This is a genomic window from Paraburkholderia sp. BR14320 (assembly GCF_040948665.1).
GTDB lineage: Bacteria > Pseudomonadota > Gammaproteobacteria > Burkholderiales > Burkholderiaceae > Paraburkholderia > Paraburkholderia youngii.
This window is the reverse complement of the sequence record NZ_JBFPKG010000032.1, coordinates 59,870-74,899: the sequence shown is the minus strand read 5'-3', so window position 1 is coordinate 74,899 and position 15,030 is coordinate 59,870. Positions and strand designations below refer to the sequence as shown.

The following is a 15,030-nucleotide window of genomic DNA, read 5'->3' as shown; positions in this document are numbered from 1 at the left end:
GATTGTGGCGGCCGGCGGGTCACCCGGTAAGTGGCGTGATCGTCAATCTTCGGTAACATCGCGCCATGCACAATCATCTCGTCGTCGCGCTGGCCTATGACCGGCTCTGCACCTTCGAATTCGGCTGCGTGACCGAACTGTTCGCGCTCGAGCGTCCCGAGCTCGGCGTGCCGTGGTATCGCTTCGCGGTCTGCGCGGGCGAGCCCGGACCGATCCGCGCGGCGGGCGGCATCACGCTGGCCGCGCCGTACACGCTGAAGCTGCTCGCGAGCGCCGACACGATCGTGATTCCGGGTTGGCGCGATGCCGACGAAGTGCCGCCGGCCGCGCTGCTGCGCAGACTTCGCGCGGCCTACGAGCGCGGCGCGCGGCTCTGCTCGATCTGCTCGGGCGTGTTCGTGCTCGCGGCGGCCGGCGTGCTCGACGGCAAGACCGTGACGACCCACTGGCGCTACGCGGACAAGTTGCAGCAGCGCTATCCGCAACTGCGCGTGCAGCCCGACGCGCTGTATGTCGATGAAGGGCAGGTGATCACGTCGGCGGGATCGGCGGCCGGGCTCGACATGCTGCTGCATCTGGTGCGGCGCGATCATGGCGGCGCGGTCGCGAATCGGGTCGCGCAACGGCTCGTGGTGCCGCCGCATCGCGAGGGTGGCCAGGCGCAGTTCGTGCCGCGACCAATGGCGCACGACGAAAGCGGACGGATCGCGAAGCTGATGGACTGGCTGCGCAGCCATGCGGCCGAGCCGCATACGCTGAGCTCGCTGGCCAGGCGGGCGGCGATGAGCACGCGCACGCTGCAACGGCAGTTCCGCGACGCGACCGGCATGGCGCCCTATGAATGGCTCGTCAGGGAGCGCGTCGCGCTTGCCCGTGAATTGCTCGAAGCGGCGACGCCGCTACCGATGGCGCGCGTCGCCGAGCGGGCGGGGTTCGGCTCGGAAGAGTCGTTGCGGCGGCATTTTCGTCGGATCGCGTTGACGAGTCCGGGAGCGTATCGGCGCAGGTTTGGCGGGGAGGGGTGAATGCGCGCGGAGCGCGGCCGCATCGGCGGCTGCGCCTGCAGCAGGAAATGTGGGCGGCGGTCAGGAGTGCGGCGGCCGCTCAGCCGACGCCGATCACGGCGCTCGTCATGACCGCGATCAACGACGTGCTCAACGCGCCGGGTTCGCTGCATCCGCACCGGACCCGGCATTGAATTCGCGGCACGCGCCGAGGTCACAGCAGCAGGCACGCAGCTCACGTCGAGCTTGCTCATTCAACGGAACCCGCTATGTCCGACATCGCAAAGATCATCGCCAGTTTCAACGCCGGGCGCGACCCCGAACGGCTCGCGATGAAATACAAAGCCATGCGCGGCTCGCCGTTCGTGTTTTTGCGCGGCACCTGTCATCTGTTCTATCAGCGACTGCCGCGCGCGAGCGTGCTCGACGACGCGCCGCACGTGTGGATCTGCGGCGACATGCACCTCGAAAATTTCGGCAGCTACAAGGGCGACAATCGCCTCGTCTACTTCGACAACAACGACTTCGACGAAGCCTGTCTCGCTCCGGCTCCATACGAGCTGGTGCGTCTGTTGACGAGCGTGCTGGTCGGCGCGGCCGATCTGAAGCTGAGCCGCGCCGAGGCGCTCGCGCTATGCCACACCGCGCTCGATGCCTACGGCGCCGCGCTCGCATACGGCAAGTCGCGCTGGATCGAAGCGGAGACCGCGACCGGCTTGGTGCGCGACCTGTTCGTCGCGCTCGCGAGCCGCACGCGCGCCGCGCATCTGGACCGGCGCACGGTGCTCAAGGGCAAGACGCGCATGCTGAAGGTCGACGGCAGGAAAGCGCTGCCCGTCAGTGATGAAAGACGCGCGGCCGTCGTGCGGTTCATGCAGCAGTTCGCGGCGACGGAGCCGAATCCGGACTTCTACCGCACGCTCGATGTCGCGCGACGCATCGCGGGCACGGGCAGTCTCGGTGTCGATCGCTACGTGATTCTGGTCGAGGGCAAGGGCTCGCCCGATGGCAACTACCTGATCGATCTGAAAGAGGCGCTGTCATCGTCGGTCAGTGCGCACGTGACGGCAACGCAGCCGAAGTGGCAGACCGAGGCGCAGCGTGTCGTCGAGGTGCAGCGGCGCAATCAGGCGGTCTCGCAGGCCTTTTTGCACGCGGTCGAATTCAATCAGCGCTCCTATGTGCTGCGCAGCTTGCAGCCATCGGAAGATCGCGTCGCGCTTGCCGATTGGGACGGCAAGCTGCCGCGGCTCGAGGCGGTGATCAACAGCATGGCCGAGTTGAGCGCGTGGGCGCATTTGCGCAGCGGAGGGCGCCAGAAGTCGGCGATCGCCGATGATCTGATCGCGTTCGGCAGTCGGCGCGATTGGCAACTGCCGTTGATCGATCTGGCAACGCAGTGTGAGGCGCAGGTCGCGGCGGATTGGAAGGCTTATTGCGAAGCTTATGACCGGGGGAGTTTCGAGGCGAGCGGCGCGGGCAAGTAGGCGATCTTCGTGTCGCCGGCTGGCGAGAACGTCAGGGCCGCGGACGGCGTCGCGGTGATCGGCGCCGCTCGATGACGACCGGCGAACTCGCGCGAATCACGCCCGCTCGCGATTGACGAAGCGGGAAGCGCAGCAGAATCACATGTGCGCGGGCCGTCCGGTCCGCGCGTCGAAAGTCGCGTTGTCTCATACGTGCCCCAGCACCTTCCACCAAAGCGGTCCAACCACCAGCCAGGCGACCATGTAAAACAGGCTCATCAAAAAGCCCGCCTTCCACCATTCGCCCTGGGTCACGTAGCCCGCGCCGAACATGACCGGACCGGAGCCGATGCCATATTGCGTCAGGCAACCGTTCACATTGCTGAGAATGCCGAGCGAGACCGCGGCGACGAAGGGCGGGACGCCGGCGGCGACCATCAGCGCCATCGAAAGTGGAAACAGCGCGCTGATATGCGCGGTGGCGCTGGCGAAAAAGTAGTGAATGTAAACATAGATCGCCGCGACCAGCATATAGACGGCCAGCATCGGAAAGCCCGCGAGATGCTGGCCGAATTCCTTGCCGAACCAGGCCACCATGCCATATTCGTTGAGCTTGGAGGCCAGCATGATGAGCAGGCCGATCCATATCATCGTGTCCCAGGCGGACTTCTCGTTCAGTGCGTCCTGCCAGGTCAGCACGCCGCTGATGAACAGCAACGACACGCCGATCGCCGCCGCGAGCGTCGCGCCGATGCCGAGATCGTCGCCGAATACCCACAGCACCAGCAGGCCGACGAAGATGCACGCCATGATGATTTCTTTGACCGAGATGGAGCCCATCGTTGCGAGCTCCCGTTGCGCGAGATCGGTCGCATCGGGGGTGCGTCTGACGTGCGGCGGTGCGATCCACAGCATCGCGATCGGAATCACGGCGAGGCACAGCAGACCGGGGATCGACGCCGCCAGCGCCCAGTCGAGCCAGCTGATCGACACGCCCTGGTCCGCGGCCAGCTTGACCGCCAGCGGATTGCCCGCCATCGCCGTGATGAACATACCCGCCGTGATGATGTTCGCGTGAAAGGCGCAGAGAATCAGATAGCGTCCCACCTTCGCGCGTGATTCTGGATCGTCGGCGTGACTGCCCAGCACTTCGGAAATCGCTCGCGTGATAGGCAACATCACGCCGCCCGCGCGCGCGGTGATGCTCGGCATCGCGGGCGAAATCACCAGTTCGGTCAACACGAGCCCGTAGCCGAGCCCCGTCGTGCGCTTTCCCAGCAATCGCATGAAGAGAAGCGCGATGCGGCGGCCAAGGCCGGTCTTGATCACGCCACGGGATATGAAAAACGCCAGCATCACGAGCCAGACGAGGTCGGTGCCGGTGGATCGCGTGACGTCGGCGAACGTCAGAACGCCGGCCAGCACACCGATGGTCGAGCCGATGATGGCAACCACCGACATCGGCAGCGGGGCGGTCATGATGCCCGCAATGGTCGCGACGAACACGGCGAACATATGCCAGGCCTTCGGCTGCAGACCGGCGGGCGCGGGCAAGAACCACAGCACGAGGCCGACCGCGATCGGCACCAGATATTTCCAGATGCCCGCCGGCAGTCCGACCGACGGCTTCGGCGTGGCGGGCGGGGAGCTGGTGGGCTGTGAAACCTTGGCAGGTGTGGGAGCCATGTTGGACCTCGTGCCGGCGTTGCTGGGTCTTTTCGGAGTGCGCGGGAAAGCGTCACCGCTGGTGAAGCACGCTTTCCGTCGCCTCCTTGACGATGCGCGCGCTTCCCAGCAAGGCCTCGCGCTCGATAGGGTCAAGTTCAGGATAGGCGATCAGGCGCGCGCCCGCGCCGTTGACGACCATCGGCAGCGACACGCACACGTCCGGTATGCCTTCCACTTCGGGCTCGACGATGCCGACCGTCAGGATCAGATCGGTGTCGTGCACGATGGCCTCGCAGATCCTTCCTATCGCGCTGGCGATGCCGTAATGGGTGGCGCCTTTGCCTTCCTTGATGAGCTTCGCCGCCTCGTGAACGGAGCGCAGGATCAGATCCCTGCTGGCGGGGCCCAGCTCCTTGCCGTTCCTCGTCAGGAAGGTTTCGAGGGGCATGCCGCAGACGGTCGCGGCGGACCACTGGATCACCGCCGATTCGCCATGCTCGCCGAGCACATAGGCGTGAATCGCGGAGGCCACCACGCCGAGCCGTTCGGACAACAGGGAGCGCAGCCGCCCGGTATCGAGCGAGGTGCCGGTGCTGATGACGCGCTCGCGCTCGCAACGCAGCTGGTCGTAAACGGCGCCGGTCAGCACGTCGCAGGGGTTGGTCGCGATCAGGTAGATGGCTTCGGGCGCGAGCGGCGCGATGCGCCCGACGATTTCGCTCGCGATGTCCGCATTGGTTCTGGCAAGGTGCAGGCGCGTCTCGCCGGGTTTGACGCCGGCGCCGGCCGTGATCACGACGATGTCGGCGTCGCGCGCGTCTTCGTAGTCCCCTGCGCGGAACCGGCTGTGCCCCCAGAATGCCGCGGCGTGGGCGAGATCCAGAGCCTGTCCTTCAGCGCGCACCCGCGCGACGTCGATGATGACGACTTTCGCGCTCGGAATGGCCAACGCCACGAACAGCGCTGCCGATCCCCCAACCAGCCCCGCGCCGACGATAACGATCTTGGCCTGCCGCATCGCGAACCTCGCTAAGTTCGGGTTTCACCCCCGAAGCATAGTCGCACGCACGCATTTGCCATCAATCAGACCTTAGTCCTACACGGCGGCGGCGCGTCTTTTCTCCTGCGGCTCGCCGGGAAGTTCGCTCATTCGGACTGCCGGCCGGCACGTGTTGGCCGGGACGTTCGCTTGCCGTCTCCTTTATTGCGGAGTCTCTGAAGAGAAGGCGAGCGCTCGGTGAGTTGCGGCGACATCTGTTGCTCGGCACGCCGCGCGCCCGCGAACTGGTGCCTGAATTCAACCGGTGTCATGGCCTTGGCGGCTTTGAATTGCCGGTTGAAATTCGCGACGTTCGCAAACCCGGAGCGCGTCGCAATGACGGAAATCGGCGCCTGCGTGTCCGTCAACATCCGGCACGCGTGGCCGATTCGCACACGCGTCACGTAGCGCCCGACGCTCTCGCCAAGATGCTGCGTGAAATGCCGCGTCAAAGAGCGCTCGGACAGCCCAGACGCCTTGGCAAGCGCGGAAAGCCGCAGCGGATGCGCGAACTGTGTCTCGATCAATGCGAGCGCGCGATTGAGCTGATCGGATTCGTAGCCAGTCGCTGCGCCGGTCCGCGCATCGAATGCGCTTGGGGACGCGAGCGGCGTGGCGGGAAGCGTCGACAGCAGGTCCAGCACGTCGAGCGCCGCCTGCAAGCGGTCGCGCGGTTTGTCGGACAGCAGGCGGTCCAGGTGTGCGCGCATGCGCGTGCCGGCTCCGTCTTCGAATGCGAGGCCGCAGGCCGCTCTGCGCAACAGGTCGCATAGGCCGTTGTATTCGGGGCAGACATCGGCGAGTCGCCGCAGCCACGCGCCGTCGAACCAGACGACGATCGCGACCTGCGGGTGCGCCGCATCGATCGAGCGGTTCGAGGCCCACGTGTGCGGCAGATTCGGCGGCACCAGCACCAGATCGTCCGCACCGTAGGTCGCGACCGAGTCGCCGATGTACCGCTTGCCCTGACTGTTCATCGTCAGCGTCAGCTCGTACTCGGGATGGTGGTGCCATTCGAAAGGGATGCGGGGCAGCCGGCGGTGGTAAACCCTGACCGAACAGTCCCGGCCAAAATCCACATGTTCGAAAGCGGCTTTCATGTCCTAAATCGTCAAATAATTGACCGGATAGTATCACGCGCGCACTGCTCGTTCGCGTACGCTTCAAGCATCAGAAACCCCATGGAGACGATGCAATGGCCTTGCAAATCGACGACCTGCCGGCAGCCATCCGTCAAGCGAAGCGCGAACTGCGAGCAATGCTGCCGCACTACCGTGAAGTGTTCGCCGACGTCGCGGCGGCGATGACGAAGGAGGCGGAGCGAATCGCCACACTACGTGATCGGGGCGAGCCTGTGATTCCGGAAATCCAGTTCGCCGACATCGTGGCGAACCGCGTCACCGACGAGCAGATCGCTCTCGTCAAAGCTCGCGGCGCCTGTGTGATCCGCAAGGTGTTCGACCGGTCGCTCGTCGAGCGATGGGATCAGGACATCGCGGAATACGTCGAGCGCAACGACCTCGACGCCAAGCTGCTGAATCGCGCGGAAGACAAGTACTTCGGCCAGCTCGCTTCGAGCAAGCCGCAAATCTACGGTGTGTACTGGTCGAAGCCGCAGGTGCTCGCGCGTCAATCGATCGAACTCACGCAGGCCCGCGTGTTCCTGAACCGGCTGTGGCGCGCCGAGAGCGAAGGGCGCGTGCATTTCGATCCGAACCATGTGCCGGTGTATGCGGACCGCCTGCGTCGTCGGCCGCCCGGATCGGAATCGCTCGGATTGTCCGCGCATTGCGACGGTGGTTCGGTCGAGCGCTGGATCGAGCCGAATTTCCGCAAGGTCTATCGCGATGTGTTCTCGGGCCATTGGCGCGACTACGATCCGTTCGATGCCGCGTGGCGCACCGAAGTCGAGGAGATCGCTTCGCCGGCAGTCTGTTCGATGTTCCGCACGTTCCAGGGCTGGACCGCGCTGACGCCGCAAGGCCCCGGCGACGGCACGCTGCAATTGGTGCCGATGGCGAACTCGATGGTCTACATCCTGTTGCGCGCGCTGCAGGACGACGTCGCCGAAGACGATCTGTGCGGAGCGATGCCGGGTCGCGCGCTGTCGATCAAGTCCGAGTATCACGCGCCGCTGTTTCATGCGCTGTCGTCGATTCCGTTGATGCAGGCGGGCGATACCGTGTTCTGGCATAGCGACGTCATTCACGCGGTCGAAGACGCGCATCGCGGCAACGGTTATAGCAACGTGATGTATATCGCTTCGCTGCCGGCCTGCGCGAAAAACGATGCGTACCTGAAGCGGCAACTGCCGAGCTTTCTCGAAGGCAGGAGCCCGCCGGATTTTCCGGCCGATCATTTCGAAGTCGATTTCGTCGGCCGCGCGACGGCAGACGATCTAACCGAGCTTGGCCGTTCGCAGATGGGCTTCGATTTGTGAGCGCAAAGGGCATGGCCGCCTCTTGATCGGGAGCAGAACTTGCTGTCATTTCAGCATGGCAACGACCCAAGGAGGACCGGCCATGGCCACTACACCGAACAAGGACGAAAACCCGATCCGGCCGGATCAGTCCGACGTCGTGCAGACGGATCTGCCCGACATCGGTCCATCGCAGGACCCGGACGAGCCGCCGCTCGATCCCGACATCGACCCCGATCGCGAGGACGACAAGCCGTAGACGAGCGCATTCGCTCGATAAATAGAACCGATGTGAAATGTGGGCGTGTCTGATAACCGCGCCATTTTTCCTCACGGCAGAATTGCCGCGCGAGTGCTGCGTCGCGGCGACTAACGCGCATAGCGAAATCAACGGAGACGGTGGTTTGCCGGTACGAAGCGTTCCGTGCCAACCTCGCTTACGGGGCGTCTCCTCGCACTCCACGACATGCACGCCAGCGACGTGAGCCTGAGTTGCATTCTGATGCACCCGGCTAGCAAATCAGAAACAATAAAAACGGTGAGGCAATTCAATGTCGACCAATTTTCCCACCTCTGCATTGCGCAAGACGATGGAAAGAGCCGGAAGAAAACGGAACCCGGCGCAGGCTTCGCCGTGATCGAGCGCTGACTTGAATCAGTCGTCGTCCGGTGCTTCTGCCGCTTCTGGCCGGAGTCGCGCGTCGCCGCTCATGATCTTCGGAAGCTCGGGAAAGTACACCTCGCAGCGCACCTGCCATTGGTGGCATTCCTGCGCGTGCAATCGGTTATCTCGCGGCCTGGATCCGTCATCGGGAAGTCGGCACCAAGCGATGCAACCAGCTTCGCGAGCCGGGAGCGGCCGCGACGTTTACAGCGCGTACAGGCGACCTCAAGATGCGTCGCGCGCGCAGCGACGTCACCGAGGGAAACGGAGCCGGTTTTCATGCGGGTCGGATGGCGGCGATGGGTTCAGAAAACAGCAGCGTAACAGGGTCGCGCGCATGCAATAACAGACCCGCGCGAAGCGGGTCCGGTTGTGCTGCTCATCAGGCACGCGAGCGACAGCGCCGCCAGACCCGGCATAACCTCATGATCGCGATATAGGCAAGCGCCGCAACCATCAGATCAACCAGAAGGATGAGCGGAATGTATAGGTCATCAGGGTCACGAATGCCGAGCCAGTTGGCGGCGTGCAACCAACCGCGCGCCTGACTCGCTGGCATGGGTATCGGGTAAGTGTGGACGTAGGGCACGGCAAGACAGAACAGGCCGACAAAGAGCGCCACCTTGAACAGCCTACGGACAAGTGTTGCCATAGATGATGACCTCGATTGTTCCGTATGCCTTCAGCCCCGAGTTACCGGCCGGAATCTTCCCGGTGTGCAGCAGCGCGGAGCGGATACGCATGAAATCGACATGGCTCGGCATGGTAATCAGCCAAGTGACTGACCCTGGCCACCTGCCGGATGCAACCGGAAGTTTCCACGCTTCGCACCATTGACCCACGTGAAATCATCGATCAGACCATCATCGCGATAAAGTGCGAACCACTCGTTGTGATCGACCGGTGCGCCTATCGCTGAATTGACGGTGTCCTTTATCGAAGCCCATGCGCGAGACCCGACGCCGCCTGTAGGCCGGTCCACGATCCAGTACTTACCGGCAGGGATCGGACCGTTTGAGGGAACCATAGTGCAACCGCCGCGATTACGGTATTGCTCGTTTCCAGAATACGCGTTGAATGTGCCAATGCCATTCATCGTGAGCGGTGACAGCCATTTGTTATTGCCAATGAATTTACCGGTGACCGCCATTGTCCCCCCGCTCAAGTGCGCTCATTCCATGAGTCGGTGTATTTGATATTGCCATCGAGATAGTGCCACGTGATCCGCTCATACATCATCGATACCGCCTCGACGTGATTGAGCGTGGACGCCTCTGCGAGTTTCGTATTAGCCATGCCGGGATTAATGCCGCACACCTTCACCCCTTCGAGAAGCATCACGAAATACACTTCCTCTTTTCCCGCATCGTTGATGCGATACCACCTTATCTCGGCCGACTGAAGCGTTTGACCGGTCGCCACGGCCTTGTACAGATACGGCGTTGCGCGGTCAAATTCCTTTTCGAATGCAACCGGCGAGTGTGCGCGCGCGCCTGTGATCTTGCCGTTGGCAGCATCAACCGGCAGATTCACGCCGTGTCCGAAGCTGATAATTTCTATGCTTCCTTCGCGCTCCTGAACGGTTGACGAACCTTGGATGTTTGCGCCGCCATCATCTTTTAGCCACATATAAGCAGGAATCGGCATCTCGTGTTGTCCTCCCTTGATTGGTTGATACGCGTTACGCGAACCAACTTTTTAATCGGGAAAGAGAGTCCGGCGCAATGCGCAATCCATGCGGTGTTCATAATCTGACAATGTTTTACGTTCCTTTTACGTTTCTCTCAATATAAGTTTCGACAGATTCAATTCGCTCATCGCAATCGTCTTCCATACCTAAGTGGATAAGCCGATTGTCAACGATCTGGGTTTAGCGTTGAATGGCTGCTCGGAATTTTCGTCGAGGCCGCAACCATCCGCTGCAGTCGAACGACCTCGATGCGCTCCGCATAACCCTCGCACGGATGCGAGAAACCCTCTCCAGACAAACCCGGATTGCTGCTCCGATTTCGCCGCTGTTATCGTTCACTCGACAGTGTGGAAGCGCTTCCACTTAAGCGTTCACAGTAAGTTCGAACGAGAGCGCATCGAGTTCCACCACACCCGGTTCAACGACCTCATTGCAGGAGAGAATCCGTGGTAAACAACGCATCCGCAGTCGTCGACGCCGAACAACCCACCGCTCACGGCGACCCGCATTCCGATCCATTCACACCGCCCGCCGATTCGTCGCTATGGCGCCAGGATTTCCTGCTCGGCGCGGCCACCGCGTCGTATCAGATCGAAGGCGCGGTCAACGAAGACGGCCGCCTGCCGTCGATCTGGGACACGTTCTCGGCGACACCGGGCAAGGTGCTGGCTGGCGACACCGGTGCCGTCGCATGCGATCACTATCATCGTTGGGAACAGGACGTCGATCTGCTCGCGGGCCTCGGCCTCGAAGCGTACCGGCTGTCGACCGCATGGCCGCGTGTGATGGACGAAAACGGTGCGCCGAACCACAAGGGGCTCGACTTCTACAAGCGCCTGCTCGGACGGCTCAAAGAGAAGAACATCACGACTTTCGTCACGCTGTATCACTGGGATCTGCCTCAGCATCTCGAAGATCGCGGCGGCTGGCTCAATCGCGAAACCGCGTACCGTTTCGTCGATTACGCGGATCTGATGAGCCGCGAACTGCACGGCTTCGTCGATGCGTGGGCGACACTCAACGAGCCGTGGTGTTCGGCGTATCTCGGCTACGGCAACGGCCATCACGCGCCGGGACTCTCGAACGTGCGTTTCGCCGCGCAGGCCATGCATCATCTGCTGCTCGCGCACGGGCTCGCGATTCCGGTGCTGCGCGCGAACGATCCGCGCTCGCACAAGGGCATCGTCGCGAACGTCGGGCGCGGCACGCCGAATAGCGACAGCGCCGCCGACCATCGCGCGGCCGAACTGTTCGAAGTTCAGCACAACGCGTGGATTCTCGATCCGCTGTTCAAGGGCGAGTATCCGCAAGACCTGTTCGAGCTGTGGCCGGGCAGCGAGCCGCTGGTGCTCGAAGGTGACATGCAGACGATCAATACGCCGCTCGACTTCCTCGGCATCAACTATTATTTCCGCACCAATGTGGCGAGCGACGCTGCGCATGGATTCAAAGACGTGCCGCTCGAAGGTGTCGAGCGTACGCAGATGGGTTGGGAGGTTTACCCTGACGGTCTTCGCGATCTGTTGACCGGTTTCAAGGACACCTATGTCAATCTGCCGCCGATCTACATCACCGAGAACGGCATGGCATCGGACGACAAGGTCATCGACGGCCGTGTCGAGGACACACAGCGCATTTCGTTCCTGAAGCGCCATCTCGCCGCGGTCGATCAGGCGATCAAGGCGGGCGTCGACGTGCGCGGCTATTTCCTGTGGTCACTGATGGACAACTTCGAGTGGGCTTTCGGCTATGAGCGGCGCTTCGGCATCGTGCACGTCGACTACCAGACGCAGAAGCGCACGATTAAACGCAGCGCGGAGCTGGTGTCGAAGTTCCTCGAAGATCGCAATGCGCAGGCGCAATAAACACAATCAGAACGACGCAGCAACGATGTAAAACCGGGTGGAGCTGGTTGGTATTTCGACTTGACACACGGGCGCGGAGCCTGGAGGAGACGGAATGAACAGCAACAGAATGGTCTTGCGAGGCGTAGTTGCGGCACTGGCGCTGTATGGCGTCGTCGCGCACGCGGAGCCGCTCAAGGCTAACGTGATTCACTGGTGGACCTCGGGTGGCGAATCGGCCGCGATTCGTCAGTTTGCCGTCGCATACGACAAGGCCGGCGGCCAATGGGTCGACAACGCGGTGGCCGGCGGTGACCAGGCGCGCGCCACCGCGATCAACCGCATCGTCGGCGGCGATCCACCCACCGCCGCCCAGTTCAATACGTCGAAACAGTTCCACGATCTGATCGATCAGGGACTCCTGAATAACGTCGACGACGTCGCCGCGAAAGAAAACTGGAACGGCATTTTCCCGCAATCGATTCTCGACAGTATCCGCGTGAAGGGCCATTTCTACGCGGCGCCGGTCGACATTCATATGCCGGCATGGTTCTTCTACTCGAAGCCGGTGTTCCAGAAAGCGGGCATCGCGAGCGAGCCCAAAAGCTACGATGAATTCATCGCCGATCTCGGCAAGCTGAAGAGCGCGGGCGTGATTCCGCTCGCGTTCGGCGGTCAGCCGTGGCAGGAGAAGATCACGTTCGACGCGGTGCTCGCCGATGTGGGCGGCCCGGACCTGTATATGAAGGTCTATCGTGATCACGATCAGACCGCGGTGAATTCCGAGGCATTCAAGAAGGTGCTCGTGTCGTTCAAGAAGCTGCACGATTACGTCGACCCGGGCTCGCCTGGCCGCAACTGGAACGACGCGACCGCGCTCGTGACTTCGGGCAAGGCCGGCGTTCAGATCATGGGCGACTGGGCGAAGGGCGAGTTCGTCGCGGCGAATCAGACCGCGGGCAAGGACTTCGGCTGCTTCCCGGGCTTCGGTCCGCGCTCGCCGTATCTGGTCGCGGGCGATGTATTCGTGTTCCCGAAGACCGACAGCGCGTCGGCTATCAAAGCGCAGAATCTGCTCGCCACGGTGATGACCTCGCCGTCAGCGCAGGTCGCGTTCAGCGCGAAGAAGGGCTCGATTCCGATCCGCTCTGACGTCGACGAAAGCAGCCTCGACGTCTGCGCCAAGGAGGGCATCGCGATCATGAAGGACAAGTCGCGTCAGTTGCCGAATCCGGAAATGCTGCTGTCACCGGATACGCAAGGTGCGCTGACCGACGTCGTGACGAACTTCTGGAACAAGAACCAGTCAGTCGACGACGCGCAGAAAGCGTTCGCCAGCGCGCTGAAGGGCTAGGCCTCGCCATGCACGCGCTCAAGCTGCCAGCCGAGGGTTCGAACCCACCGGGCAAGTCGCAACCCAGGCCGCGAAGCAAGCCGCTGAACCGGCGGTTTTCGATCGCGGTCTGGCTGGCCTTGCTGCCGATGCTCCTGACCGTCGTGTTCACGTATCTGGGCACGATGGTCTGGACCGCGCGCGTGTCGCTCAGCAATTCGCGCACGTTTCCGTCGAATGACTTCGCGGGTCTCACACAGTACGTGCGGCTGTTCCACAACGACCGCTGGCTGATGTCGCTGCAGAACATCGTGATTTATGGCGCGTGTTTCATCATCGCGTGCATGGTGATCGGTTTGCTGCTGGCGATCTTCATCGATCAGCGCGTGGTCGCCGAAGGCGCGTTGCGCACGGTGTTTCTGTATCCGTACGCGATGTCGTTCGTCGCGACCGGGCTCGTATGGCAGTGGATTCTGAATCCGTCGCTCGGTGCGCAGCAGGTGCTGCGCAACCTCGGCTTCCCGCATGCGCGCTTCGACTGGATCGTCGATCAGGACTGGGTCATCTACACGATCGTGATCGCGACCGTGTGGCAGGCTTCGGGTCTCGTGATGGCGCTGCTGCTCGCGGGCCTGCGCGGCATCGACGAAGAGTTGTGGAAAGCCGCGCGCATCGACGGCATTCCACGCTGGCGGGTCTACGCGAGCATCGTGGTGCCGATGCTCGGACCGTCGATCTCGACCGCGTTCGTGCTGCTGTTCGTGATGGTCGTCAAGCTGTACGACGCGGTCGTCGCGATGACGCAGGGCGGCCCCGGCACCGCGAGCGAAGTGCCGGCCAAATTCATCATGGACTATCTGTTCGGACGCGCGAATATCGGCCTTGCGTCGGCTGCATCGATCGTGCTGCTCGCGACGGTGCTCGCGGTTCTCGCGCCGTTCTTCTATGCACGCAGCCGTGCGGCGCTGCGCGGGGAGAGAGGATGAACACGCTCGATTCCACGCTCAAAGGCGGCCTGCCGCAGCGCGCGCGTACGCGGCCTCGCCGTTCGGTGTTCTCGCCGGCGCGCCTGGGCATCTACGCGTTCCTGCTCACCGCCGCGGTGTTCTTTCTGCTGCCGCTCTACGTGATGCTGGTTACGTCGGTCAAACCGATGAGCGAGATCCGCCTCGGCAATCTGCTTGGATTCCCGGTGCATTTCACGCTCGACGCGTGGGTTGCCGCATGGCAGTCGGCCTGTACCGGGCTCGATTGCAACGGCATTCGCGTCGGCTTCTGGAACTCGGTGCGCATCGTCGCGCCGAGCACGGTACTGTCGATCATGGTCGGCGCGGTGAACGGCTACGCGCTGTCGTTCTGGCGGCCGCGCGGTGCGGGTCTGCTGTTCGGCGTGCTGTTGGTCGGCGCGTTCATTCCGGTGCAGGTGATGATCTATCCGCTCGTGCGCGTGCTCGCGAGCGTGCATCTGTTCAGCTCGCTGCCCGGCATCGTCCTGATTCACACGATGTTCGGCATGCCGGTGATGACGCTGCTGTTCCGCAACTACTACGCGTCGATTCCGCAGGAGCTGTTCAAGGCCGCGCGCATCGACGGCGGCAGCTTCTGGCGCATCTTCTTTCAGCTGATGCTGCCGATGTCCACTCCGATCATCGTCGTCGCGCTGATCATGCAGGTCACGAACATCTGGAACGACTACATTCTCGGCCTCGTGTTCGCGGGCACGAAGAATCTGCCGATGACGGTGCAACTGAACAACATCATCAACACGACGACCGGTGAGCGGCTCTACAACGTCAACATGGCAGCGACCATTCTGACGTCGATGGTTCCGCTCGCGGTTTATTTCATCTCGGGCCGCTGGTTCGTGCGCGGCATTGCGTCGGGCGCCGTCAAGGGGTAAGGC

General features: G+C 62.7%; 14 protein-coding genes and 1 pseudogene. 9 read left to right on the top strand and 6 right to left on the bottom strand.

The genetic code is table 11. The features are described from left to right. Window positions 1-65: 65 nt before the first annotated feature. From ftrA to AB3X89_RS25895, 3 genes are all read left to right on the top strand, one after another. A complete protein-coding gene (gene ftrA, locus AB3X89_RS25905; protein ID WP_368585836.1) occupies window positions 66-1,025 on the top strand; it encodes a transcriptional regulator FtrA in 960 nt (319 codons plus the stop codon). Continuing rightward, window positions 1,022-1,198 carry a hypothetical protein gene (locus AB3X89_RS25900; RefSeq protein WP_368585835.1) on the top strand — a complete coding sequence of 59 codons (177 nt, stop codon included), beginning with the start codon at window positions 1,022-1,024 and terminating at the stop codon, window positions 1,196-1,198. The genes ftrA and AB3X89_RS25900 overlap by 4 nt, the downstream gene beginning before the upstream one ends. A gap of 75 nt (window positions 1,199-1,273) precedes the next feature. After that, window positions 1,274-2,491 carry a DUF2252 domain-containing protein gene (locus AB3X89_RS25895; protein ID WP_368585834.1) on the top strand — a complete coding sequence of 406 codons (1,218 nt, stop codon included), beginning with the start codon at window positions 1,274-1,276 and terminating at the stop codon, window positions 2,489-2,491. A 186-nt stretch (window positions 2,492-2,677) separates the two neighbouring features. Here the strand turns inward: AB3X89_RS25895 and AB3X89_RS25890 are convergent, their stop codons facing one another. From AB3X89_RS25890 to AB3X89_RS25880, 3 genes are all read right to left on the bottom strand, one after another. Beyond that, the gene (locus AB3X89_RS25890; RefSeq protein ID WP_368585833.1) at window positions 2,678-4,156 is read right to left on the bottom strand and encodes a DASS family sodium-coupled anion symporter; all 1,479 of its coding nucleotides are present in this window, start codon (window positions 4,154-4,156) and stop codon (window positions 2,678-2,680) included. Window positions 4,157-4,208: 52 nt separating this feature from the next. Continuing rightward, window positions 4,209-5,156, bottom strand: a complete 948-nt coding sequence (locus tag AB3X89_RS25885) for a lactate dehydrogenase (RefSeq protein WP_368585832.1) — start codon at window positions 5,154-5,156, stop codon at window positions 4,209-4,211. A 128-nt stretch (window positions 5,157-5,284) separates the two neighbouring features. Next, complete coding sequence (locus AB3X89_RS25880) at window positions 5,285-6,277, bottom strand: helix-turn-helix domain-containing protein (protein ID WP_368585831.1); 993 nt, start codon at window positions 6,275-6,277, stop codon at window positions 5,285-5,287. Between the two features lie 95 nt (window positions 6,278-6,372). On the opposite strand from AB3X89_RS25880, the gene AB3X89_RS25875 reads away from it, so the two are divergent. Both AB3X89_RS25875 and AB3X89_RS25870 read left to right on the top strand, forming a co-directional pair. Next, a complete protein-coding gene (locus AB3X89_RS25875; RefSeq protein WP_368585830.1) occupies window positions 6,373-7,617 on the top strand; it encodes a DUF1479 domain-containing protein in 1,245 nt (414 codons plus the stop codon). An 82-nt stretch (window positions 7,618-7,699) separates the two neighbouring features. Next, window positions 7,700-7,855 (top strand): hypothetical protein, encoded by a 156-nt coding sequence (locus AB3X89_RS25870; RefSeq protein WP_368585829.1) that lies wholly within the window; start codon window positions 7,700-7,702, stop codon window positions 7,853-7,855. Window positions 7,856-8,642: 787 nt separating this feature from the next. On the opposite strand, the gene AB3X89_RS25865 is transcribed toward AB3X89_RS25870, so the two are convergent. From AB3X89_RS25865 to AB3X89_RS25855, 3 genes and pseudogenes are all read right to left on the bottom strand, one after another. Continuing rightward, the gene (locus AB3X89_RS25865) at window positions 8,643-8,912 is read right to left on the bottom strand and encodes a hypothetical protein (protein ID WP_368585828.1); all 270 of its coding nucleotides are present in this window, start codon (window positions 8,910-8,912) and stop codon (window positions 8,643-8,645) included. Further along, window positions 8,893-9,410 (bottom strand): annotated as a pseudogene (locus tag AB3X89_RS25860) (DUF2778 domain-containing protein). Before AB3X89_RS25860 ends, AB3X89_RS25865 begins: the two are co-directional and overlap by 20 nt. 11 nt (window positions 9,411-9,421) lie before the next feature. Continuing rightward, on the bottom strand, window positions 9,422-9,907 hold the full coding sequence (locus AB3X89_RS25855) for an Hcp family type VI secretion system effector (protein WP_368585827.1): 486 nt from the start codon (window positions 9,905-9,907) through the stop codon (window positions 9,422-9,424). Window positions 9,908-10,396: 489 nt separating this feature from the next. Between AB3X89_RS25855 and AB3X89_RS25850 the strand changes: the two genes are divergently transcribed. From AB3X89_RS25850 to AB3X89_RS25835, 4 genes are all read left to right on the top strand, one after another. Next, window positions 10,397-11,815 (top strand): GH1 family beta-glucosidase, encoded by a 1,419-nt coding sequence (locus AB3X89_RS25850; protein ID WP_368585826.1) that lies wholly within the window; start codon window positions 10,397-10,399, stop codon window positions 11,813-11,815. Window positions 11,816-11,909: 94 nt separating this feature from the next. Further along, window positions 11,910-13,148, top strand: coding sequence for an ABC transporter substrate-binding protein (locus AB3X89_RS25845; RefSeq protein ID WP_368585825.1), 1,239 nt, complete (start codon window positions 11,910-11,912; stop codon window positions 13,146-13,148). A gap of 8 nt (window positions 13,149-13,156) precedes the next feature. After that, complete coding sequence (locus tag AB3X89_RS25840; protein WP_368585824.1) at window positions 13,157-14,113, top strand: carbohydrate ABC transporter permease; 957 nt, start codon at window positions 13,157-13,159, stop codon at window positions 14,111-14,113. Beyond that, on the top strand, window positions 14,110-15,027 hold the full coding sequence (locus tag AB3X89_RS25835; protein WP_368585823.1) for a carbohydrate ABC transporter permease: 918 nt from the start codon (window positions 14,110-14,112) through the stop codon (window positions 15,025-15,027). The genes AB3X89_RS25840 and AB3X89_RS25835 overlap by 4 nt, the downstream gene beginning before the upstream one ends. Window positions 15,028-15,030 lie beyond the last annotated feature (3 nt).

Coding starts and splice junctions, on each gene's coding strand:
- ftrA (WP_368585836.1), top strand. CDS start 66: ATGCACAATCATCTCGTCGTCGCGCTGGCCTATGACCGGCTCTGCACC.
- AB3X89_RS25895 (WP_368585834.1), top strand. CDS start 1,274: ATGTCCGACATCGCAAAGATCATCGCCAGTTTCAACGCCGGGCGCGAC.
- AB3X89_RS25890 (WP_368585833.1), bottom strand. CDS start 4,156: ATGGCTCCCACACCTGCCAAGGTTTCACAGCCCACCAGCTCCCCGCCC.
- AB3X89_RS25885 (WP_368585832.1), bottom strand. CDS start 5,156: ATGCGGCAGGCCAAGATCGTTATCGTCGGCGCGGGGCTGGTTGGGGGA.
- AB3X89_RS25880 (WP_368585831.1), bottom strand. CDS start 6,277: ATGAAAGCCGCTTTCGAACATGTGGATTTTGGCCGGGACTGTTCGGTC.
- AB3X89_RS25875 (WP_368585830.1), top strand. CDS start 6,373: ATGGCCTTGCAAATCGACGACCTGCCGGCAGCCATCCGTCAAGCGAAG.
- AB3X89_RS25870 (WP_368585829.1), top strand. CDS start 7,700: ATGGCCACTACACCGAACAAGGACGAAAACCCGATCCGGCCGGATCAG.
- AB3X89_RS25865 (WP_368585828.1), bottom strand. CDS start 8,912: ATGGCAACACTTGTCCGTAGGCTGTTCAAGGTGGCGCTCTTTGTCGGC.
- AB3X89_RS25855 (WP_368585827.1), bottom strand. CDS start 9,907: ATGCCGATTCCTGCTTATATGTGGCTAAAAGATGATGGCGGCGCAAAC.
- AB3X89_RS25845 (WP_368585825.1), top strand. CDS start 11,910: ATGAACAGCAACAGAATGGTCTTGCGAGGCGTAGTTGCGGCACTGGCG.
- AB3X89_RS25840 (WP_368585824.1), top strand. CDS start 13,157: ATGCACGCGCTCAAGCTGCCAGCCGAGGGTTCGAACCCACCGGGCAAG.
- AB3X89_RS25835 (WP_368585823.1), top strand. CDS start 14,110: ATGAACACGCTCGATTCCACGCTCAAAGGCGGCCTGCCGCAGCGCGCG.